Source organism: Enterobacter cloacae complex sp. 2021EL-01169, assembly GCF_020733125.1.
In the GTDB taxonomy this organism is placed as follows: domain Bacteria; phylum Pseudomonadota; class Gammaproteobacteria; order Enterobacterales; family Enterobacteriaceae; genus Enterobacter; species Enterobacter roggenkampii.
In genome coordinates this window covers 336,454-356,753 of record NZ_JAJFTC010000001.1, presented here as the reverse complement: position 1 = coordinate 356,753, position 20,300 = coordinate 336,454, and the positions used below count along the sequence as shown (strand labels likewise).

Annotated in this window: 20 protein-coding genes and 1 tRNA gene; 17 read left to right on the top strand and 4 right to left on the bottom strand. The window is 61.9% G+C overall.

Annotated elements, in window-relative coordinates:
- Positions 1–188 precede the first annotated feature (188 nt).
- The 13 genes from LLF79_RS01620 to LLF79_RS01560 are packed head-to-tail and all read left to right on the top strand — an operon-like array spanning position 189 to position 12,521.
- Positions 189–2,186, top strand: coding sequence for a conjugal transfer protein TraG (locus tag LLF79_RS01620; RefSeq protein WP_016487822.1), 1,998 nt, complete (start codon positions 189–191; stop codon positions 2,184–2,186).
- A complete protein-coding gene (locus LLF79_RS01615) occupies positions 2,183–2,659 on the top strand; it encodes a CopG family transcriptional regulator (RefSeq protein ID WP_006378865.1) in 477 nt (158 codons plus the stop codon). The genes LLF79_RS01620 and LLF79_RS01615 overlap by 4 nt, the downstream gene beginning before the upstream one ends.
- Positions 2,656–3,726 carry a P-type conjugative transfer ATPase TrbB gene (gene trbB, locus LLF79_RS01610; protein WP_058688201.1) on the top strand — a complete coding sequence of 357 codons (1,071 nt, stop codon included), beginning with the start codon at positions 2,656–2,658 and terminating at the stop codon, positions 3,724–3,726. Before LLF79_RS01615 ends, trbB begins: the two co-directional genes overlap by 4 nt.
- Positions 3,723–4,109, top strand: a complete 387-nt coding sequence (locus LLF79_RS01605; protein WP_000150010.1) for a TrbC/VirB2 family protein — start codon at positions 3,723–3,725, stop codon at positions 4,107–4,109. The genes trbB and LLF79_RS01605 overlap by 4 nt, the downstream gene beginning before the upstream one ends.
- A complete protein-coding gene (locus LLF79_RS01600; protein ID WP_003092280.1) occupies positions 4,106–4,375 on the top strand; it encodes a VirB3 family type IV secretion system protein in 270 nt (89 codons plus the stop codon). The genes LLF79_RS01605 and LLF79_RS01600 overlap by 4 nt, the downstream gene beginning before the upstream one ends.
- Before the next feature lie 12 nt (positions 4,376–4,387).
- Entirely contained in the window at positions 4,388–6,838 is a 2,451-nt protein-coding gene (gene trbE / locus LLF79_RS01595; RefSeq protein ID WP_058199311.1) for a conjugal transfer protein TrbE, read from the top strand.
- Positions 6,835–7,578 carry a P-type conjugative transfer protein TrbJ gene (gene trbJ, locus LLF79_RS01590; protein ID WP_006378800.1) on the top strand — a complete coding sequence of 248 codons (744 nt, stop codon included), beginning with the start codon at positions 6,835–6,837 and terminating at the stop codon, positions 7,576–7,578. The genes trbE and trbJ overlap by 4 nt, the downstream gene beginning before the upstream one ends.
- A gap of 12 nt (positions 7,579–7,590) precedes the next feature.
- Positions 7,591–7,917, top strand: coding sequence for a hypothetical protein (locus LLF79_RS01585; RefSeq protein WP_006378798.1), 327 nt, complete (start codon positions 7,591–7,593; stop codon positions 7,915–7,917).
- A complete protein-coding gene (gene trbL / locus LLF79_RS01580) occupies positions 7,914–9,281 on the top strand; it encodes a P-type conjugative transfer protein TrbL (protein ID WP_006378795.1) in 1,368 nt (455 codons plus the stop codon). The genes LLF79_RS01585 and trbL overlap by 4 nt, the downstream gene beginning before the upstream one ends.
- Positions 9,282–9,299: 18 nt before the next feature.
- A complete protein-coding gene (gene trbF / locus LLF79_RS01575; protein ID WP_058688202.1) occupies positions 9,300–10,004 on the top strand; it encodes a conjugal transfer protein TrbF in 705 nt (234 codons plus the stop codon).
- Positions 10,001–10,993 carry a P-type conjugative transfer protein TrbG gene (gene trbG, locus LLF79_RS01570; RefSeq protein ID WP_016487821.1) on the top strand — a complete coding sequence of 331 codons (993 nt, stop codon included), beginning with the start codon at positions 10,001–10,003 and terminating at the stop codon, positions 10,991–10,993. The genes trbF and trbG overlap by 4 nt, the downstream gene beginning before the upstream one ends.
- Positions 10,994–10,995: 2 nt before the next feature.
- On the top strand, positions 10,996–12,279 hold the full coding sequence (locus LLF79_RS01565; RefSeq protein ID WP_016487820.1) for a TrbI/VirB10 family protein: 1,284 nt from the start codon (positions 10,996–10,998) through the stop codon (positions 12,277–12,279).
- The gene (locus LLF79_RS01560; protein ID WP_006378741.1) at positions 12,276–12,521 is read left to right on the top strand and encodes a DUF2274 domain-containing protein; all 246 of its coding nucleotides are present in this window, start codon (positions 12,276–12,278) and stop codon (positions 12,519–12,521) included. The genes LLF79_RS01565 and LLF79_RS01560 overlap by 4 nt, the downstream gene beginning before the upstream one ends.
- Positions 12,522–12,822: 301 nt before the next feature.
- Here LLF79_RS01560 and yejK read toward each other — a convergent pair whose 3' ends face one another.
- Entirely contained in the window at positions 12,823–13,830 is a 1,008-nt protein-coding gene (gene yejK, locus LLF79_RS01555; RefSeq protein WP_008500957.1) for a nucleoid-associated protein YejK, read from the bottom strand.
- Between the two features lie 134 nt (positions 13,831–13,964).
- On the opposite strand from yejK, the gene LLF79_RS01550 reads away from it, so the two are divergent.
- The 3 genes from LLF79_RS01550 (at position 13,965) to LLF79_RS01540 (ending at position 16,121) form a co-directional block, all read left to right on the top strand.
- The gene (locus LLF79_RS01550; RefSeq protein WP_008500958.1) at positions 13,965–14,192 is read left to right on the top strand and encodes a YejL family protein; all 228 of its coding nucleotides are present in this window, start codon (positions 13,965–13,967) and stop codon (positions 14,190–14,192) included.
- A gap of 19 nt (positions 14,193–14,211) precedes the next feature.
- A complete protein-coding gene (gene yejM, locus LLF79_RS01545; RefSeq protein WP_023294051.1) occupies positions 14,212–15,972 on the top strand; it encodes an LPS biosynthesis-modulating metalloenzyme YejM in 1,761 nt (586 codons plus the stop codon).
- Between the two features lie 72 nt (positions 15,973–16,044).
- Positions 16,045–16,121, top strand: a tRNA-Pro gene (locus tag LLF79_RS01540).
- A gap of 37 nt (positions 16,122–16,158) precedes the next feature.
- On the opposite strand, the gene LLF79_RS01535 is transcribed toward LLF79_RS01540, so the two are convergent.
- Entirely contained in the window at positions 16,159–17,346 is a 1,188-nt protein-coding gene (locus tag LLF79_RS01535) for an MFS transporter (RefSeq protein WP_048963228.1), read from the bottom strand.
- 124 nt (positions 17,347–17,470) lie between these two features.
- Positions 17,471–17,731 (bottom strand): DUF2534 family protein, encoded by a 261-nt coding sequence (locus LLF79_RS01530; protein ID WP_008500962.1) that lies wholly within the window; start codon positions 17,729–17,731, stop codon positions 17,471–17,473.
- Between the two features lie 209 nt (positions 17,732–17,940).
- On the opposite strand from LLF79_RS01530, the gene eco reads away from it, so the two are divergent.
- A complete protein-coding gene (gene eco / locus LLF79_RS01525) occupies positions 17,941–18,444 on the top strand; it encodes a serine protease inhibitor ecotin (protein WP_039024004.1) in 504 nt (167 codons plus the stop codon).
- A 93-nt stretch (positions 18,445–18,537) separates the two neighbouring features.
- Here the strand turns inward: eco and mqo are convergent, their stop codons facing one another.
- Positions 18,538–20,187 carry a malate dehydrogenase (quinone) gene (mqo, locus tag LLF79_RS01520; RefSeq protein ID WP_227879026.1) on the bottom strand — a complete coding sequence of 550 codons (1,650 nt, stop codon included), beginning with the start codon at positions 20,185–20,187 and terminating at the stop codon, positions 18,538–18,540.
- Positions 20,188–20,300 lie beyond the last annotated feature (113 nt).

The following is a 20,300-nucleotide window of genomic DNA, read 5'->3' as shown; positions in this document are numbered from 1 at the left end:
ATAGGGTGCTTTAGTTTGCGGCGTTTGTCTTCGACTCGCCCCGCCGCTCATTCTTTCTTTTCCCTCGACCGTTGTGCTCAAAACGGTCTTTGACGGGCACCCACGCGGCACCGATCCTCGCTCTATGCGGCACGTTCCTGTGCCGCTTTTGAACGAGGAATCAGTGCAGGGAAATCGGAGGCCAGTCAATGCAAGCTCAGGGCGTACTGTTCGGGCAGATCGCCGCCGTATTCGGCATCGTGATCGCTGGCGTGTGGGGTGCAACGCAATGGACAGCCGCCGCCCTGGGCTATCAACTACGCCTTGGCTCGCCATGGTTCGACTTCTTTGGAACCCCGGTCTATCACCCTTGGCGGCTGTTCGAGTGGTGGTTCTTCTTTGATGCCTACGCGCCGCACGTCTTCGATATCGGCGGGGCCATCGCGGGTGGAAGTGGTCTGGTGGCCGTGGTGGTCGCCATCGCCATGTCGGTGTGGCGCTCGCGGCAAGCGCGCCTTGTCACCACCTACGGTTCGGCACGCTGGGCCGATGCGGAAGACATACGCAAAGCTGGGCTGATCCAGCCCGACGGGGTTTTCCTCGGGCTGCATCGCGGCCAGTACCTCCGCCATGAAGGCCCGGAACACGTCCTGACCTTCGCACCAACGCGCTCGGGCAAGGGTGTGGGCCTGGTCGTTCCCACCTTGTTGAGTTGGCCCGCATCCGTCGTCGTTCACGACATCAAAGGCGAGAACTGGACGCTCACCGCAGGCTGGCGTTCGCGGTTTAGCCACTGCCTCCTGTTCAACCCCACGGATGCGCAGTCGGCAGCCTACAACCCGCTGCTGGAAGTGAGGCGCGGCGCGCACGAAGTGCGCGACGTGCAGAACGTGGCCGACATTCTTGTCGATCCCGATGGCGCACTCGAACGCCGGAACCATTGGGAAAAGACCAGTCACGCGCTGTTGGTCGGCGCCATCCTGCATGTGCTGTACGCAGGCGAGGACAAGACGCTGCGCGGCGTCGCCAACTTCCTCAGCGACCCGGCGTGTCCGTTCGAGCTGACGCTGCACCGGATGATGACGACGAAGCACCTGGGCGATGCGCCTCACCCGGTTGTCGCATCCGCTGCCCGCGAAGTGCTTAACAAGTCGGACAACGAGCGATCGGGCGTGCTCTCCACCGCCATGTCGTTTCTCGGCCTGTACCGCGACCCGACCGTGGCCGAAGTCACATCGCGCTGCGATTGGCGCATCGCCGACCTGATTTCCGCCGAGCACCCGGTATCGCTCTATCTGGTGGTGCCGCCCTCCGACATAAGCCGCACCAAGCCGCTGATCCGGCTCATCTTGAACCAGATCGGGCGGCGGCTGACCGAATCGCTCGACGGCAGCGATGGCATCGCGCGCCGGCACAAGCTGCTGCTGATGCTGGACGAGTTTCCGGCGCTGGGCCGCCTCGATTTTTTCGAGTCCGCGCTTGCCTTCATGGCCGGGTACGGCATCCGCAGCTTTCTCATCGCTCAAAGCCTGAACCAGATCGACAAGGCGTATGGGCAGAACCATTCCATCCTCGACAACTGCCATGTCCGGGTGACTTTCGCCACCAACGACGAAAGGACGGCGAAAAGGATTTCAGAAACCCTCGGCACCGCCACCGAGCTTCGCGCGCAGCGCAACTACGCCGGCCACCGGCTCGCTCCGTGGCTGGGGCACCTGATGGTGTCGCGTCAGGAAACTGCACGGCCGCTGTTGACGCCCGGCGAGGTGATGCAGCTTCCACCTGATGACGCCGTGGTCATGGTGTCCAGCGTCGCCCCGATCCGCGCGAAGAAGCTGCGCTACTACGCCGACGCCAATTTCAAGAATCGCGTCCTGCCACCGCCCGCGCTCGTAGCCGGGAGGTACGCCGACGCGCCGCCAGCCCGCCCCGACGACTGGAGCGGCTTGGCGATCCCGGCCGTACCTGCGGCGCCGGCCTCGGCATCCGCCGATGGCCTGGGCGGCACCGATGACGGCGGCCCACGCCGCCAGCCCGAACTCTCCGAAACCGTCGCCTACGACCCCGAGCCGGACGCACATGCGAACGACCTGGCGCTGCTCGATGACGACGACCTGGCGCTCCCGCTTCCCGGCCAGCTCGACCCGGCCATGCAGCGCACGGCCCGGCTGGCTTCCCTCGACCCCAACGACGGAATCGACCTATGAGCCAATACCGCCTCAATCTTTTCATCCAGCCCGAGCACGCCCAGCGCCTGGACGAACTGGCCGCCAAGAAAGGCGTGTCCAAGTCGTCCATCGTCGCAGCGGCCTTGGCGTCCTGGCTGTCGCCCGATGCTGGCGACCAGCGCGAGGCCGCCATTGCCAAGCGGTTGGATCGACTGTCGCGGCAGACCGAACGCCTGGAGCGCGACCAGAACATCCAGATCGAAACGCTGGCGCTGTTCATCCGCTACTTCCTGACCGTCAGCACGCCGGTGCCCGAAGCCCATCAGGATGCGGCACGCGCCCAGGGCAAGGTGCGCTTCGAGCAGTTCGTCGAACAGTTGGGTCGCCACCTTCTGCGTGGCCGCAGTCTGGTGCGCGACGTGGTGGAGGAACTGCACCCCGATCCGATGCAGATGGATGACGCAGCAGCGATGGCCTCCGCCCATGAACGAACTGCGGAGCGTGCGTCATGAGTGCCGTTCCACAGATCCAGCCCGAACCTCGCTCATCCGCAGCAGCGTCCCAGGATCGCCGCATCCAGATGCTGCGCACTGCAATGGGGCCGCTGATCGCCGCTGCGCTCGAAGACCCGGATGTGGTGGAAATCATGCTCAACCCCGATCGCACCCTGTGGGTGGATCGGCTGTCGTCGGGTCGCTCGCCGCTGGGCGTGGAGATGCCCGAGGCCGATGGTGAACGCATCATCCGCCTGGTCGCCGCGCATGTCGGCGCGGAGGTGCATCGCGGCCAGCCGCTCTTGACCGCCGAGTTGCCGGAAACCGGCGAGCGTTTCGAGGGCATCCTGCCTCCGGCCGCCCCGGGGCCAGCCTTCGCGCTACGCAAGCGGGCCGTGAGCATCATCGGCCTGGATCGCTACGTGGCCGACGGCATCCTGACCGCCGGGCAGGCCGAGTTCCTGCGCCGCGCCGTGCGCGAGCGGCAGAACATCCTAATCGCCGGCGGCACCAGCACCGGCAAGACCACGCTGGCGAACGCGCTGCTGGCCGAGATCGCCGCCACAGGCGACCGCGTGCTGGTGCTCGAAGACACCATCGAGCTGCAATGCGCGGCCCGCGACCATGTGCCGCTGCGCACCCGCGCCGGCGTCGTCACAATGACCGAGCTGGTGCGGGCCACGATGCGCCTGCGGCCTGACCGCGTGATCGTCGGCGAAGTGCGTGGCGGCGAAGCCCTGGACTTGGTGAAGGTCTGGGGCACCGGCCACCCCGGCGGCATTGCCACCATCCATGCCGGCTCCGCCTTGGGCGCACTGCTGCGTCTGGAGCAACTGATCCTCGAAGTGGCAGTGAATCCGCCCCGCGCCCTGATCGCCGAGGCGGTCAACGTGGTGATTCACATCGCAGGCCGTGGCCGCAAACGTCACGTCGAAACCATCTCCCGTGTCGTCGGCTTCGACGGTGCGGGCTATCGCCTGACAGATGCGCTGGAAACGCCGTTTCCCGAGCTGCCGCCGGTTCCTCTTGCAGCCGCTGCCGCTGCGCCTTCCTCGACCCCTGACCAACCTGGAGAACTGCCATGACGCACGTTGATGCTTTCCGTCTTTCCGTAAATCCTATTTCTCGCCTGTCCAGCATGGCGCGGCTGCGCCACCTGGCCCGTCCCGCAGGGCAAGGGCTGCTGCTGGCCGCGCTGATGCTGTTGCTGGCGGGCACGGCGCAGGCCGCCGGTTCCTCGATGCCGTGGGAAGGGCCGCTGACCTCCATCCTCGAATCCATCCAAGGGCCAGTCGCCCGGATCGTGGCGGTGATCATCATCATCTCGACGGGGCTTGCGCTGGCGTTCGGTGATACCAGCGGCGGCTTTCGCAAGCTGATCCAGATCGTGTTCGGCCTGTCCATCGCGTTCGCCGCGTCCTCGTTCTTCCTGTCGTTCTTCAGCTTCTCCGGAGGGGCCGTCGTATGAGTAAGGCCACCGATCTTCCGGGCTTTGAAGTGCCGCTGCATCGCTCGCTGACCGAGCCGATCCTGCTGGGCGGTGCGCCGCGCACCGTGGCGATTGCCAACGGCACGCTAGCCGCCGCCGTCGGGCTGGGCCTGCAACTGTGGATTCCCGGCGTGGTGCTCTGGATCGTCGGCCACTCGCTGGCCGTATGGGGTGCGCGCGTCGATCCGCAGTTCATGCAGGTCTTCGCGCGGCATATCAAACACCGCCCGCTTCTGGACGTGTGAGGGGAGGACGCCATGCTGAACCTTGCCGAATATCGTCAGCGCCCGGCCTTGCTTGCCGACTGGCTGCCCTGGGCCGGGCTGGTCGCGCCGGGCGTTGTGCTGAACAAAGATGGTTCGTTTCAACGCACGTTCCAGTTTCGCGGCCCCGACTTGGACAGTGCGACACAGGGCGAGCTGATTGCCACGTCGGCGCGGCAGAACAACGCGCTTCGCCGTACCGGGTCTGGCTGGGCCTTCTATATCGAGGCCGAGCGGATGCGGGCATCGAGCTATCCGCAATCCTCCTTTCCCGAACCACTGTCCTGGCTGGTGGATGAGGAGCGACGCGCGGCGTTCGAGGAGTCGGATGGCCATTTCGAGAGCGTCTATCACTTCACGTTGCAACACCTACCGCCGCAAGAGTCTCGCGCCCGTGCGGCTGGGATGCTGTACGAGAACCGGCCCACTGAGGGTGTGGACTGGCGTGGTCGGCTTGATTCCTTCGTGGCAGAGACCGATCGCGTGTTCGACCTGCTCGATGGTGTGATGCCGGAGATTGCCTGGCTGGACGATAGCCAGACGCTGACCTACCTGCATGCCACAGTCTCCACGCGGCGCTATCGCGTCGGCGTGCCCGACGTGCCGTTCCATATCGACGCACTGCTGGCCGATGCCGCGCTGGTCGGCGGCCTGGCGCCCATGCTGGGCGATCAGCACCTGCGCGTGGTGTCGGTACGAGGCTTCCCGACCTCGACCTGGCCGGGGATCTTGGACGACCTCAACCGCCTGGGCTTTGCGTATCGCTGGAGTACGCGCTTCCTGTGCCTGGACAAAGCCGAGGCGGAACGGGAATTGGGGCGCTTGCGGCGCCAATGGTTCGCCAAGCGCAAGAACGTCATCGCGCTGCTGCGCGAAACGATCTTTCAGCAGGAAAGCCCGCTGGTCGATACCGATGCCAGCAACAAGGCCGCCGACGCCGATGCCGCCTTGCAGGAGCTGGGCAGCGATCAAGTCGCCTTCGGCTACCTCACCGCCACGGTGACGGTGCTCGACGCCGACCCGGCCGTGGCCGACGAGAAGCTGCGCATGGTGGAGCGCGTCATCCAGGGCCGGGGTTTCGTGACCATCCCCGAAACCCTCAACGCAGTCGATGCCTGGCTGTCGTCCGTCCCCGGCAACGCATACGCGAACGTGCGTCAGCCCATCGTTTCGACGCTGAACCTGGCGCACATGATGCCGATGTCAGCGGTATGGGCTGGGCCGGAGAAGAACGAACACCTCGATGGCCCGCCGCTGATCGTCACCCGCACCGATGGCGCGACGCCGTTCCGGCTGGTGACGCACATCGGCGACGTGGGGCACACCCTTGTCGCCGGGCCGACCGGCATGGGCAAGTCGGTGCTGCTCGCCATATTGGCCATGCAGTTCCGGCGCTACTTCGGCTCGCGGATCTTCGCCTTCGACATGGGGCGCTCGATGCGCGCCACCATCCTCGGCCTTGGCGGTGAGCACTACGACCTCGGTGCCGATGGCGGCATCGCCTTCCAGCCACTCGCGCGAATAGCCCACGAGGGCTACCGCACCTGGGCCGCCGAATGGGTGGAGGGCCGGCTGCTGCACGAAGGCGTGACGGTCGGCCCGGACGAGAAGGCTGCCATTTGGTCGGCGCTGCGAAGCCTTGCCGGTGCGCCAGTGGAGCAGCGCACCATGACCGGCTTGTCGGTGTTATTGCAGTCCAACGCGCTGCGCCAAGCGCTCGCGCCCTATGTGTTGGGCGGCGCCCACGGCAAGCTGCTGGACGCTGACCACGACCGGCTGGGCATGGCCGACGTGCAGGGCTTTGAGATGGAAGAACTGATGCACAGCCCCGCCGCCGTGCAAGCAGTGCTGCGCTACCTGTTCGCCCGCTTCGACGAACGTTTTGACGGCGCGCCCACGCTGCTGATCCTCGATGAAGCGTGGCTGTTCCTCGATGAGCCGTCCTTCGCGGCCCGCATCCGGCAATGGCTCAAGACGCTCAGAAAAAAGAACGTCAGCGTCATCTTTGCCACGCAGTCGCTGGCCGACATCAAGGACTCGACCATCGCGCCAGCCATCATCGAAAGCTGCGCGAGCAGGATCTTCTTACCTAACCCGCAGGCCACCGAGCCGCAGATTCGCACGATCTACGAAGGCTTCGGCTTGAACAGCCGCCAGATTGAGATCGTGGCGACCGCACAGCCCAAGCGCGATTACTACTACCAGTCGCGCCTCGGCAATCGCCTGTTCGACCTCGACCTGGGGCCTGTCGCGCTCGCATTCGCGAGCGCATCCACCCCTCAAGACCAACGCGACATTGACCGCGTGCTGACGCAGGCCGGCGCTCCCGGCTTCGCCGGCGCGTGGCTGCGCCATCGCGGCCTCGGCTGGGCCGCCGACCTGCTGCCGTCCGCTCCGGCGGCAGCTTCCTTTCTCGCTTCTCAACCGCTGGAGGTTTCGCCATGATGACCAAGCCCCGTTTGCTCTCTGTCTCACTCGCTGCTGTGCTGTCGGTATCGCTGTTGGCCGTGCAGCCCGCATCCGCGCTGACGGTGTTCGACCCGTCCAACTTCGTGCAGAACACGCTGACCGCCGTGCGCACGCTGGAACAGATCAACAACCAGATCAACCAGCTCCAGAACGAGGCGCAGATGTTGATGAACCAGGCCAGGAACCTGGCAAATCTCGACTTCAACATCGTCAACCGCCTGCGCTCGACGCTCGCCACCACCGAGCGCCTGATCGCCGAGGCGCGCGGCTTGGCCTACGACGTGCAGAGCATGGATGCCACGTTCGCCCGCCTGTACCCGGAACAGTACGCCTCCACCATCAGCGGCGACCGCATGGCACAGGATGCCCGCGAACGCTGGCAGAACACCTTGAACGGCCTGCACACCGCGATGCGGATGCAGGCGCAGGTGTCGCAGAACCTCGCCCAAGACGAAAGCGCGCTGGCCGACCTCGTGAGCCAGAGCCAGTCGGCCACCGGCGCGCTGCAAGCGATGCAGGCGACGAACCAGCTCCTGGCTTTGCAGGCCAAGCAGTCGATCCAGGCGCAGCAGCTCCAGATCACGCAAGACCGGGCCGCTTCGCTGGAACTGGCGCGGCAAGCGGCGGCTATGGAGCGCGCCCGCGAAGTGCGGCGGCGCTTCCTCGGCACCGGCACGCCGTACACGCCGCAGTCCGTCAACTTCTACAACAACTGACCGGAGGCGGCCATGCGATGCGCTTCCGTCCTGCTGGCCGTGCTGCTGACCGCGTGCGGCCAGCAGCCGGCCGAGAACCTGGCCGACGCCCTGGCCGCAGATCCGGTGCGGCTCAAGGCGTTGCGCGGGCAATGCGCGGTCGACCGGCAGGCCATGGGCGAGGATGCCTGCCGCGCCGCCGCCGAAGCCTTCCGGCGGCGCTTCTTCGCCGGCCATACCGGGCCGGATGAATACAACTCGCTGGCTGAACTCCCGCCGATTCCGCCGAGCTTCGATACGCCCGCAGATGAATTGCCAGAGGGCGCCGTTCCGCTCACTCCGCCCGAGGATTCGCCATGAACGACGTGACCATCATCGACCGTTTCCTCGATACGTTCTCGCGCTACATCGACTCGGGCTTCGGCTTATTGCAGGGCGAAGTGGCATTTCTCACCGCCACGCTCATCGTCATCGACATGACGATCGCTGGCCTGTATTGGGCCATGAGCCACGCCACCGGCCAGGGCGACGACGTGATCGCCAAGCTGCTGCGCAAGGTGCTCTATGTCGGCGCGTTCGCCTACATCATCGGCAACTTCAACTGGCTGGCGAGCATCGTGTTCCGCTCGTTCGCCGGCTTGGGAATCACCGCTACCGGCTCGGCCATCACGATGGAGAACTTTCTTCAGCCGGGCCGGCTGGCGAAGACCGGCATCGACGCAGCCGCGCCGATTCTGGAACAGATCGGGGACATGGCTGGGTTCCCCGAGGTGTTCGTGAACATCGACCCTATCGTGGTTCTGTTCATCGCCTGGCTGGTGGTGATCCTCTGCTTCTTCGTGCTGGCCGTACAGCTTTTCATCACGCTGATCGAGTTCAAACTGACTACGCTCGCCGGCTTCGTCTTGATCCCGTTTGCACTCTGGAACAAGACCTCGTTCCTCGCGGAAAAGGTGCTAGGCAACGTGGTGTCGTCAGGCATCAAGGTCTTGGTGCTGGCCGTCATCGTCGGCATTGGTTCCGGGCTGTTTGCCGAGTTCCAGGTACATCCCGACGAACCATCAATCGACCACGCGCTGGTCGTGATGCTGGCCTCGCTCGCGCTGCTGGCGCTGGGCATTTTCGGCCCCGGTATCGCCACCGGCCTGGTGTCCGGTGCGCCACAGCTTGGTGCGGGCGCGATGGCTGGTGCTGCGGTCGGGGCTGTCGGCACCGGCGTTGCCATCGGAGCCGCCGCAACGGGAGTGGGCGGCGCCGTCATGGCTGGGGCACGAATGGCCCCGGCGGCCGCAAAGCTGGCCGGTGCCGGCGCGCGTGCCGCGACTTCGGCGGCCGGCAGTGCCCGATCGGCGTTCCAGGCCGGTTCCGCTGCGGCCGGCGGCGGTGCCAAGGGCGCGGCGGCTGGCCTCGGCAATGTCGCCAAGACCGGCGCACAAGCCGCAGGCCGCAGCGTCACCTCTGGTGCTTCCGCTGTTGGGCAGAAGGTGGCCGACTCCTTCCGCGCTGGCTGGAACGGCACAGAAGCCGGCAGCGACGGTGCTGGCCGCGGCCAGACCGCAGACGGCACCGCAGGCTCGCAGAAGCAAGAGCAACCGGCCTGGGCCAAGCGGATGCACCGCCGCCAGCAGGCTACCCATGCCGCGACCACTGCCGCCCACACGCTGCGCGGGGGCGACGGCGGCGGCTCCGGGCAAGGCCCGAGCCTGCGGGATTCCGATACCTAACCTTCAAGGAGAACACCCATGCGATTCAAACGACCGCAGGTGCGCTACGCCGATACGCCGCAGCCTGCCACCCCGTATCAAGCCGCCGCCCAGGTGTGGGACGACCGTATCGGCTCCGCCCGCGTGCAGGCGAAGAATTGGCGCCTGATGGCCTTCGGCTGTCTAGTGCTCGCGCTGTTGATGGCCGGCGGCCTGGTGTGGCGCTCGGCGCAGTCCATCGTGACGCCCTATGTCATCGAGGTCGATCAGGCCGGGCAGGTGCGCGCTGTAGGTAAGGCCGCTACGCCGTATCGGCCCGGCGACGCGCAGATCGCGCACCACCTGGCGCGCTTCGTGACGCTGGTTCGCTCGCTGTCCATCGACCCCATCGTGGTGCGGCAGAACTGGCTCGATGCCTACGACTACACCACCGACAAGGGCGCGGCGGTGCTCAACGACTACGCCCGCACCAATGACCCATTCGCCCGCATCGGCAAGGAATCGGTAACGGTGCAAATCACCAGCGTGGTTCGCGCCAGCGACACGTCTTTCAACGTGCGCTGGACAGAGCAGCGCTATGTCAACGGTGCGCCCGCCGGCACCGTACGCTGGAACGCCGTGCTTTCGACCGTCCTGCAAACCCCGCGTACTGAACAGCGCTTGCGCAAGAACCCATTGGGTATCTACGTCAACGGCCTGTCATGGAGCCGCGAACTGGATTCTTCCGAAGGAGCCAAACCATGAAACTTCGTTTCTGCCTTTACGTTTTTCCTTTGACGCTGCTGGCCCTCGCGGGCTGCGCCTCGCAGGGCAAGCCGCCGCCGTCCATCTCGCTCGACGAGCCGGTGCTGGCCCAGCCATTGCCCGAACCGCCCAAGCCCGTCGAAGTCGTCGCCGTCCCTGAACCGCTGGCGCTGCCGGCGCAGTTGAAGCCGCTGCCGGAACTCGATGAGGCCCCCGTTGCGCCGGAGCCGGCCGACGAAAAGGTGCGCGTTTCCCGTGCCAATGCAGAAGCGCGTATCGCGCCTACCCGTGAGGGCTACGTCAACGCGATTCAGGTGTGGCCGTTCACCGATGGCGCGCTTTATCAGGTCTATGCGTCGCCGGGGCGCGTGACGGTGGTTTCGCTTCAACCGGGCGAGGAACTGGTGACGGTCGCCGCCGGCGATACCGTGCGCTGGATCGTGGGCGACACGTCCAGCGGCGGCGGGGCCGATCTGCGCGTCAATGTGCTGGTCAAGCCCATCCGTTCCGGCCTGAAAACCAATCTCGTCATCACCACCAGTCGGCGCACCTACCTGCTGGAGCTGACCTCGACCGAGAAGGCATGGATGGCGTCGGTATCCTGGGACTACCCGAAAGACCGGATGCTCGCGTTGCAGCGCCAGGCGCAGGCTGCGCAGGCGACAACGCCTGTCGATACGGGCCTGTCGCTGGACAAGATCCGCTTCCGCTACGCGGTATCGGGCAGCAACCCGCCGTGGAAGCCGCTACGCGCCTTCGATGATGGAGAGAAGGTCTATATCCAGTTTCCGGCGGGCATCGCCCAGGGCGAGTTGCCGCCGCTGTTTGTCATCGGCGCGCAGGGCGACGGGCAATTGGTGAACTACCGTTTCCGCGCGCCGTACTACGTCGTGGATCGCCTGTTCGGCGCGGCCGAACTGCGGCTGGGCGGCGACGGCGGCGACGTGGTGCGGATCGAGCGCACCGATGGCGTTGCGCGGAGGAACTGACCATGAGCCAGGATGACACTCCCGACCTTGCCGCGCCGCAGGCGGCGGGCAAGATCGCTCCCGAGGCGGTCGCGCTTCGCGCCCAGCCGCGCCCGGTCACGCGCCTGAATCGGCGCACGCTGGCCATCCTCGCCGGCGTCCTGGCGGTGGCCGTGCTCGGCGCGGTGATGTGGTCGCTGCAACCTCAGCGGCGCGGTGCGGGCGAGCAGACCGAGCTTTACAACGTCGATCGTGTCTCGAAGTCTGAAGGACTGGATGCGCTGCCGACGGACTACTCCAAGCTGCCGCCGGCGTTGCCGCCTGCCGTTCCCGAACTGGGGCCGCCGCTGCCGGGCGATCTTGGCCCGGCCATCGTGAAGTCGCAGCAGCCGGCGACGGCCGCCTACGCGGCCCCCGGCCACGACCCGAACGATGCTCTGCGCAAAGAAGCCGAAGCGGCCGCGGCCTCGTCCGTGTTCTTCCGCTCGGGAGGGCAGAATGCGGCGCCGGTGGCGCAGACACAGGTGGCCGCTGCGCCGGGCTTCGCCGCCAATGCGGTGTTTGACCCGCTGGCGGCCGGGCCGGTCTCCACGGCGGCCCAGCCTGCTGACCCGACAGCGGTGCAAAACCGGCAAGACCATAAAGAGGCTTTCTTGAAAGGTGGCTCCACTGAAACCCGTAATTCCGGCAATCTGACCCTGCCAACTTCGCCGTATCAGGTCATGGCCGGAACGGTGGTCGCAGGTGCCTTGGTGACGGGGATTAAGTCGGACTTGCCCGGCGACGTGATCGCCACGGTGACGGAGCCGGTCTATGACACAGCCTCCGGGCGCTTCCTGCTGATTCCGCAGGGTTCGCGCATCCTGGGCAAATACAACAGCCAGGTCAGCTACGGGCAGAGCCGCGTTCAAGTCGTCTGGAACCGGATCATCCTGCCGGACACGTCTTCGCTCACGCTCGACAACCTGGCCGGCACCGACCCAGCCGGCTATGCCGGGCTGGAGGACGATGTGGACTACCACTGGGGCCGCATCTTTGCCGGTGCGGCACTCACCACGCTGCTGGGCGTCGGTGCCGAGCTGGCCGCGCCGGAGAACCGGCAGGATGGTGATCGCGTCATCATCGCTGGGCGCGACAGCGCGCAGGACAGCATCAATCAGGTCGGCCAGGAGATGACCCGGCGCAACCTCAACATCCAGCCGACCTTAACGCAACGGCCGGGCCTGCCGGTTCGCATCATCGTCAACCGGGATCTGGTGCTGCGGCGGTACCAGCCGCTGTTCTTCAACCGGGGGACTTCACGATGAGCACGACCAAGAAGCTGCGGCTCGGCCCGCTGCCGAAGACCGAGAGCACCAAGCTGACTTTCGTTTGCCCGACCAGCTTGAAAGCCGACCTCGACCGCTACGCCGCGCTACACGCGCAGGCGTATGGCGAGGCCGTTGATGCGGCGACGCTGATCCCGCATATGCTGGAAGCGTTCATGGCGGGGGATCGAGGATTCAGGAAGGGCACGGCGACCCGCAGCACACCACCGAAGCCGCCATGATTGCACCGCATGCTATTCAACGGCATCCATCGAACGCGCAGCCCAGGCTGCGCGTTCTTCATTCTGGATGCCGCCGAGCCTGTTGGGCTATGATGATGCGACAGGCCCGCCGTTCCTCGGCAATCCAGCACTACACAGTGCGATGCGGCTTTCTCTCCCAACGCTCCTATGTCGCTCCTAGCCGACAACGCCGCTCTTCTTCTAAGCGGCCCCGAAAGGAGCTAACCTACTGTCCCATATACGGTTTCAAGTCCTTCTTGATTTGCGCGAAAGACTTGACACCGGCACTTTTTTGTGCCTGCTATTTACCGCCCGAGGTGCGGCGCTGAAGCTGATCGCGCAGATTCGGCGGCGTACCTTTAATGGTCAGCGTATCGGTGGCCGGATCCCAGAAGATACGTTCCCCCAGCAGCATCGCATCAAAGTTGATGGTTAACCCGCCGCCGCTGCCGGCAAACTTGGTTAACTGACGCAGCGTGCTGCGATCCGCCGGGAAGCTCTCTTCAAGCTCATAGCCCTTCTCTGCGGTAAATTCCTGGAAGCTGACTTCGCTGACGCCCGCCAGCTCTTTTGACAGCGACTCCAGCTCAATCTCTTCCCCAGCCTGCAGCTGTTCGTTGCAGTAGCTGTAAACCTGCTGGCGCACCGTCTGGCGCTCAGATTTATCAAGCTGCGCTTCGGCTGTGAAATCGTCAACCGCCTGGAGCAGCCCTTTGTTCTGCGCTTTGGCGTTAAGCCCTTCACTGGCACCGAGGAAGTCCATGAAGAAATCCGCCACTTTGCGGCCCACGCGTCCCTTCAGGAAAGTCAGGTAGCGGGTCGACTCCGGGTTGGTTTCCCACTCGGTCAAATCAATACGCGCCACGATATCCGCATGGTTGATATCCAGATAATGCGTCGAGCTGATATCCAGCTGCTCGTTCACGCGCATGCTGCTTAAGTTATTCAGCACGGTAACCAGCAGGTACTCGACCGCCAGATAGCGGTAGTGGCAGAACAGCACGATCCCGCCGTCGGCGAACGGATATTTCGCCAGCTCATCGCGCAGACGCCCGGTTGCCGCACGGCTAAACGCCAGGAAATCCTCTTCACCCTGGCGCTGCAGGCGCAGGCTATCGGCCAGTTCACTCTCTTCGCTGAACAGCCCATAGGCTTTATTTTTGGCGCTGTAGACGCGATGCAGCTCTGCCATCATCTCCACAACGGTCGCCGTGGGTTCCAGTAACGAATCGCGCAGCACCACTTCAAGGGTTTGCTCATCGCGCTTGATAAGCTGGTGCAGGGCAATCTGGTTGATTTCCAGACTCATGATAAACTCTCCTTTTAGACCGGGCGGTATTCAACCACCACCAGGACATGTGTGCAACAACAGATAAAAAAGGGGAAAAAAAGCTGTTGCTACGGTAATATGTTGCCCTTTCATCAACAAACTGATTTTGATTTATGCCACAACATTCCCGCTACAGTGATGAACACGTTGAACAACTGCTCAGTGAGCTGGTCAACGTACTGGAAAAACATAAAACGCCGACCGATCTCTCCCTGATGGTTTTGGGAAATATGGTCACCAACCTGATTAACACCAGCGTTGCTCCGGCTCAGCGTCAGGCGATCGCAAAATCTTTCGCCCAGGCTTTACAGTCGTCCGTCAGCAACGACCCGGCCCATTAAGGGATACGAACAACAGTTTATGGTGACGAATCGTCAGCGCTACCGTGAAAAAGTCTCCCAGATGGTCAGCTGGGGGCACTGGTTTGCCCTGTTCAACATTCTGCTGGCGACGGTCATTGGCTGTCGTTATCTGTTTGTCGCAGACTGGCCAACAACGCTCACCGGGCGTATCTACTCCTGGATAAGCGTTGTCGGTCACTTTAGCTTTTTGGTTTTCGCCACCTATCTGCTGATCCTGTTCCCCCTGACGTTTATCGTCATGTCGCAGCGTCTGATGCGATTCTTGTCCGCCATCCTTGCGACGGTGGGGATGACGCTGCTGCTTATCGACAGTGAAGTGTTCACCCGCTTCCACCTGCATCTCAACCCCATCGTCTGGGAGCTGGTGATTAACCCCGACCAGAACGAAACGGCCCGCGACTGGCAGCTGATGTTTATCAGCGTCCCGGTGATCCTGTTGATTGAGATGCTGTTTGCCACCTGGAGCTGGCAAAAACTGCGTAGCCTGACCCGCCGACGCCACTACGCGAAGCCCGTCGCCGCGCTCTTCTTCGTCTCCTTTATCAGTTCGCACATCATGTATATCTGGGCGGATGCGAACTTCTATCGTCCTATTACTATGCAGCGCGCGAACCTGCCGCTCTCGTACCCGATGACGGCCCGTCGCTTCCTCGAGAAACATGGCCTGCTTGATGCGCAGGAATACCAGCGCCGCCTTATCGAGCAGGGTAACCCGGAAGCCGTCAGCGTGCAGTATCCGCTGAGCGACCTGCGCTATCGCGATATGGGCCGCGGGCAAAACGTCCTGCTCATCACCGTCGACGGCCTGAACTATTCCCGTTATGAGAAGCAGATGCCAGCTCTGGCCAATTTCGCGAGTCAAAACGTCACGTTTACTCAGCACATGAGCTCCGGTAACACAACCGACGCGGGCATCTTTGGCCTCTTCTATGGCATTTCAGCCGGATATATGGACGGCGTACTCTCTACCCGCACGCCTGCGGCGCTGATCACCGGGCTGAATCAGCAGGGCTATCAGTTAGGGTTGTTCTCATCCGATGGCTTTAACAGCCCGCTCTACCGCCAGGCGCTGCTGTCTGATTTCTCACTGCCGGCGGCACAGAATCAGTCCGATGCGCAGACCGCCAGCCAATGGATAAACTGGCTGCAGCGCTATGCCCAGGAAGATAACCGCTGGTTCTCATGGGTTGCCTTTAACGGCACAACGCTTGCTAACAGCAATAAGAGTGATTTCGCGCGCCGCTACGGCCGCGCGGCGGGTGATGTTGATGCGCAGATTGCACGCGTGCTTGACGCGCTACGTGAGTCCGGCAAGCTGGACAACACCGTGGTGATCGTGACGGCAGGCCATGGCGTCCCGTTAGGTGACGAGACGAAGAGCATGAGCTGGTCACGCCCTAACCTGCAGGTTCCGCTGGTCATTCACTGGCCGGGCACCCCGGCGCAGCGCATCACTATGCTTACCGAGCATAAAGATGTGATGACCACCCTGATGCAACGCCTGCTGCACGTCAGCACGCCAGCAAACGAGTATTCGCAGGGCCAGGATCTCTTCAGCGCCGCGCGCCGCCATAACTGGGTTACGGCGGCAGGGAATAATACGCTGGTGGTGACCACGCCGAAGCTGACGCTGGTGCTGAACAGCAACGGGAATTATCAGACGTATAACCTGCAGGGTGAGCGGCTGAAAGACCAGAAACCGCAGCTGAGCCTGCTGCTGCAGGTCCTGACGGATGAGAAGCGTTTTGTCGCTAACTGATTAATAATAAACCAGTTAGCGACGGATTTCCTTGCATTCAAAACGGAATCGAGTAGTATTCTTTCTATGCGTCGGCACGTAGCGCAGCCTGGTAGCGCACCGTCATGGGGTGTCGGGGGTCGGAGGTTCAAATCCTCTCGTGCCGACCAAAAACACATTGAAAACCAGCCTCTTATGGCTGGTTTTTTATTTCGCCTCGTCCGGCGTTTTGCGCAGGTATACAAGCGTTACCAGACAAATCACCGCCCCGGCATAAAACGTATATTCCGCCCCAAACGTTTCCCAGATGGCTCCTGCCCCCAGACTGGCGACTAACAATCCCACGCCGCTGACCAGACTAAAAATGCCGTAGGCGGTACCGCGCAGATCCGCAGGCGCCGTTTTTGCGATCATTGCCGCCAGCAGCCCCTGCGTCATACCCATATGCACTCCCCAAAGCGCAACGCCCAGAAGCATTCCAGCCCAGTGGGTGCTCAGCGCCAGCACAATATCTGCTCCAATCAGCATCACCAGACCCCACTGCAGTAGCCGGGTGTGGCTCATCCGGTCCGATAACTTGCCAAACGGATAGGCAGAGAGGAAATAGAGCAGATTCATGGCCACCATCACCAGCGGGATCAGCGCCAGCGGCACCCCCGACTGCTGTGCGCGCAGGACAAGAAAGGCTTCACTGAAGCGTGCGAGCGTAAAGATGGCCCCCAGACCAATCACCCACCAGCAGCCTTTCCCGAGACGCCTGAGGTTCTCTTTTTTGATGGGGTTCGTGCGTTTATGTTCGACGGGCGCTTTCGGCTCATGCAGGCCGAAGAAAAGCAGCGCCACGGCGAGCACGCCGGGGATCACCGCGATCCAGAAAATCGTGCGAAAATCATCGTTCCACAGCAGCATCAATCCTACTGCCAGCAGCGGCCCGAGAAATGCGCCGATGGTGTCCATCGACTGACGCAGCCCAAAGGCCGCGCCGCGAAGTTCCGGCGGCGTAACGTCAGCAACCAGCGCATCGCGCGGCGCTCCCCGGATCCCCTTCCCGACCCGGTCGATTAAGCGTGCCCCCAGAATCATGCCTGAAGAAGAGGCGATAGCGAACAACGGTTTACTCAACGCGCCAAGACCGTAGCCCAGAACCGCCAGCCCTTTACGCTTGCCCAGATAGTCACTGATGGCGCCGGAAAACACCTTGATAAACAGCGCAGTGGCCTCAGCCAGGCCTTCAATCAAACCAATGAAAATCACGCTGGCGCCCAGCGTCGTGACCATAAACAATGGCAGCAGGCTGTGAATGATCTCCGAAGAGATATCCATCAACATACTTACTCCACCGACCACCCAGACACCTTTTGGGATCTGGCGGAGCGTGGCAAACCGGGATTGCATTAAGCCTCTCCTGCTTTCTGTAAACAAAGGTGCTCTCAACAGAATATCCTGGAAAGGCGAATAAAAATTATCAGGCATAAAAAAAGCCACCCCGCAGGATGGCTCAGTTATCGCAAATCGGTGCTTAGTGCTTCTCACGTCCGCCCAGGAAAAAAATACCCAGCGGTATAGCCAGCAGAACGGTGAATACCAGGCTGTAGACAAAGATCATCGCCGATTGCAGGACATACATGCTGGTTGTCCAGGCAGAGAGAGGAATGTTGTACTGTTCGATGACGCCAACAATCGTGGCCCGCCCCACGCACGCGGCAGCAATCATAAACACGACCAGCAGCGCCAGGAGGAACTTGCGGCCTTCAGGCGTTTTCAGTTTTGCACGAACCATCTCTCTTCCCTTTTACAGATGAATAACATTATATAGCGTCTAAAATAACACAAACGCCTGCCAGACTCCACGCCAGTACAAACACCTGCATAAATAACAAATAGCTGGTTTATTACGCTGTATATATTGAAAATGTAAGTAAATAACACCAATCATTCACGGTCGCTATGTTAACCTGTGCAAGATCGTTTTGACATAAAGGAATGACAATGAAAAACGCACCTAAATTTGCCATCGCACTCATCGCCGCCGCGTGTGTCAGCACCAGCGCTTTCGCCAGCGAAACACCTAAAGAGCAGCCGCTGGAAAAAGTCGCCCCGTATCCGAAAGCGGATAAAGGGATGACGCGTCAGGTGATTCAGCTCCCGGTTCAGCAGGATGAAGCGAACTACAAAGTGGAGCTGTTGATTGGCAAGACGCTGGAAGTGGACTGCAACCAGCATCGTCTGGGTGGTCAGCTGGAAAGCAAAACGCTGGAAGGCTGGGGTTACGACTATTACGTCTTTGATAAAGTCACCTCTCCAGTCTCCACCATGATGGCCTGCCCGGATGGCAAGAAAGAGAAGAAATTTGTGACCGCCTATCTGGGCGACAACAGCCTGCTGCGCTACAACAGCAAGTTGCCGATCGTGGTCTATACGCCTGAAAATGTGGAAGTGAAGTATCGCGTGTGGAAGGCTGAAGAGAAGATTGAGCAGGCTGTCGTACGTTGAAATTAAGTCGGGTGGCGGCTTCGCCTTACCCGACCTACAAAACAACACCGAACATAGGCCGGGTAGGCGTCAGCGCCACCCGGCTTTTTTACCTTACAGCGCGATATCCGCAACCGGTTTGTTTTCCGGCTGAGGCTTCAGCTCCGCTTTTGGCGCAGCATCCGCAGCCTGCGGTTTGATGTACTGCAGCTGCAGTACGCGGCTGGTGTATTCCAGCTCCTGCTCCGTCGCGCTCACGTTACCGTTCAGCTTCGTGCCGTAGGATGGAATAATGGTCTTCAGCTTCGCCTGCCATTCCGGACTGGCGACTTTATCTTTAAACACTTTTTCCATCAGGTGCAGCATGATTGGCGCAGCGGTAGACGCACCCGGTGACGCACCCAGCAGCGCGGCGATGGTGCCGTCCTTATCGCTCACCACTTCGGTGCCCAGACGCAGCACGCCACCCTCTTTCGGATCGCGCTTGATGATCTGCACGCGCTGACCCGCCTGCCACAGACGCCAGTCTTCTTTCTTCGCCTCAGGATAGTACTCTTTCAGCGCTTCGAAACGGTCGTCGTCAGAGAGCATCACCTGGCTAATCAGGTATTTCACCAGATCGAAGTTATCCAGCCCCACGTCCATCATCGGCTTGACGTTAGAGGTGGTGGTTGCGCTCAGCAGATCCCACAGGGAGCCGTTTTTCAGGAATTTAGTGGAGAAGGTCGCGAACGGGCCAAACAGCACCACGCGTTTGCCGTCAAGCATACGGGTATCGATGTGCGGAACAGACATTGGCGGTGCGCCCACGGAAGCCTGACCGTACACTTTTGCCAGATGACGATTCACCACTTCCGGGTTATCGGACACCAGGAACTGACCGCCCACCGGGAAGCCCGCGTAGTCATCCGCTTCCGGAATACCGGACTCCTGCAGCAGTTTCAGCGCGGCACCGCCCGCACCGATAAAGACAAACTTCGCCTTGATGACGTGCTCGGCTTCGTTGTTTTTCAGATCGGCAACGGTCACGCTCCAGCTGTTATCCGCGTTGCGCTTGAAACCGCGCACTTCGGTGCTGAGCTGCAGGTTGAAGTTCTCTTTTTTCTTCAGTGACGTCACCAGCTGACGGGTAATTTCACCGTAGTTGACGTCGGTACCAATTTCGGTACGGGTCGCCGCCACTTTCTGGTTCGGGTCACGACCTTCCATGACCAGCGGAGCCCACTCTTTAATCTGCGCGTGGTCTTCAGAGTATTTCATCCCGCGGAACAGCGTGCTCTGCTGCAGTGCGGCGTAGCGCGCGCGCAGGAAGTTGACGTTCTGCTCGCCCCACACAAAGCTCATGTGCGGTACGGTGTTGATGAAAGAGTGCGGGTCGTGCAGTACGCCGCTGTTGACCTGGTGAGACCAGAACTGGCGAGAAACCTGGAACGCCTCGTTGATCTCTACCGCCTTCTCGATACTAATGGAACCGTCCTTTTTCTGCGGCGTATAGTTCAGTTCCATGAGTGCCGAATGGCCGGTACCGGCGTTGTTCCAGCCGTTCGAACTCTCCTGCGCCACGCCATCAAGGCGCTCGACCATGGTCATTGACCAGTCCGGCTGCAGTTCTTGCAGATAGGTTCCCAGCGTGGCGCTCATGATACCGCCACCGATTAAAAGGACGTCCGTTTCCTGCTCTTTTGGTGCTTCAGCTTTCGCCGCCATAGAGACGGTGTTAAGCCCCACGGCCAGAGAAAAGAGCATGGCAGTCATTTTTTTCATAATTTATGCCTTAGTGTAAAAGTGCTTGATGCGTGGAAATTGCAGGTGAAACAAGCTGCGGGGGCACGGTAACAACTTTTAAATATTGTTTAAAGGTTACGAAATTATTGTAA

Excerpts from the sequence above, each read along its gene's own strand:
- LLF79_RS01620 (WP_016487822.1), top strand. The coding sequence starts at position 189 with ATGCAAGCTCAGGGCGTACTGTTCGGGCAGATCGCCGCCGTATTCGGC.
- LLF79_RS01615 (WP_006378865.1), top strand. The coding sequence starts at position 2,183 with ATGAGCCAATACCGCCTCAATCTTTTCATCCAGCCCGAGCACGCCCAG.
- trbB (WP_058688201.1), top strand. The coding sequence starts at position 2,656 with ATGAGTGCCGTTCCACAGATCCAGCCCGAACCTCGCTCATCCGCAGCA.
- LLF79_RS01605 (WP_000150010.1), top strand. The coding sequence starts at position 3,723 with ATGACGCACGTTGATGCTTTCCGTCTTTCCGTAAATCCTATTTCTCGC.
- LLF79_RS01600 (WP_003092280.1), top strand. The coding sequence starts at position 4,106 with ATGAGTAAGGCCACCGATCTTCCGGGCTTTGAAGTGCCGCTGCATCGC.
- trbE (WP_058199311.1), top strand. The coding sequence starts at position 4,388 with ATGCTGAACCTTGCCGAATATCGTCAGCGCCCGGCCTTGCTTGCCGAC.
- trbJ (WP_006378800.1), top strand. The coding sequence starts at position 6,835 with ATGATGACCAAGCCCCGTTTGCTCTCTGTCTCACTCGCTGCTGTGCTG.
- LLF79_RS01585 (WP_006378798.1), top strand. The coding sequence starts at position 7,591 with ATGCGATGCGCTTCCGTCCTGCTGGCCGTGCTGCTGACCGCGTGCGGC.
- trbL (WP_006378795.1), top strand. The coding sequence starts at position 7,914 with ATGAACGACGTGACCATCATCGACCGTTTCCTCGATACGTTCTCGCGC.
- trbF (WP_058688202.1), top strand. The coding sequence starts at position 9,300 with ATGCGATTCAAACGACCGCAGGTGCGCTACGCCGATACGCCGCAGCCT.
- trbG (WP_016487821.1), top strand. The coding sequence starts at position 10,001 with ATGAAACTTCGTTTCTGCCTTTACGTTTTTCCTTTGACGCTGCTGGCC.
- LLF79_RS01565 (WP_016487820.1), top strand. The coding sequence starts at position 10,996 with ATGAGCCAGGATGACACTCCCGACCTTGCCGCGCCGCAGGCGGCGGGC.
- LLF79_RS01560 (WP_006378741.1), top strand. The coding sequence starts at position 12,276 with ATGAGCACGACCAAGAAGCTGCGGCTCGGCCCGCTGCCGAAGACCGAG.
- yejK (WP_008500957.1), bottom strand. The coding sequence starts at position 13,830 with ATGAGTCTGGAAATCAACCAGATTGCCCTGCACCAGCTTATCAAGCGC.
- LLF79_RS01550 (WP_008500958.1), top strand. The coding sequence starts at position 13,965 with ATGCCACAACATTCCCGCTACAGTGATGAACACGTTGAACAACTGCTC.
- yejM (WP_023294051.1), top strand. The coding sequence starts at position 14,212 with ATGGTGACGAATCGTCAGCGCTACCGTGAAAAAGTCTCCCAGATGGTC.
- LLF79_RS01535 (WP_048963228.1), bottom strand. The coding sequence starts at position 17,346 with ATGCAATCCCGGTTTGCCACGCTCCGCCAGATCCCAAAAGGTGTCTGG.
- LLF79_RS01530 (WP_008500962.1), bottom strand. The coding sequence starts at position 17,731 with ATGGTTCGTGCAAAACTGAAAACGCCTGAAGGCCGCAAGTTCCTCCTG.
- eco (WP_039024004.1), top strand. The coding sequence starts at position 17,941 with ATGAAAAACGCACCTAAATTTGCCATCGCACTCATCGCCGCCGCGTGT.
- mqo (WP_227879026.1), bottom strand. The coding sequence starts at position 20,187 with ATGAAAAAAATGACTGCCATGCTCTTTTCTCTGGCCGTGGGGCTTAAC.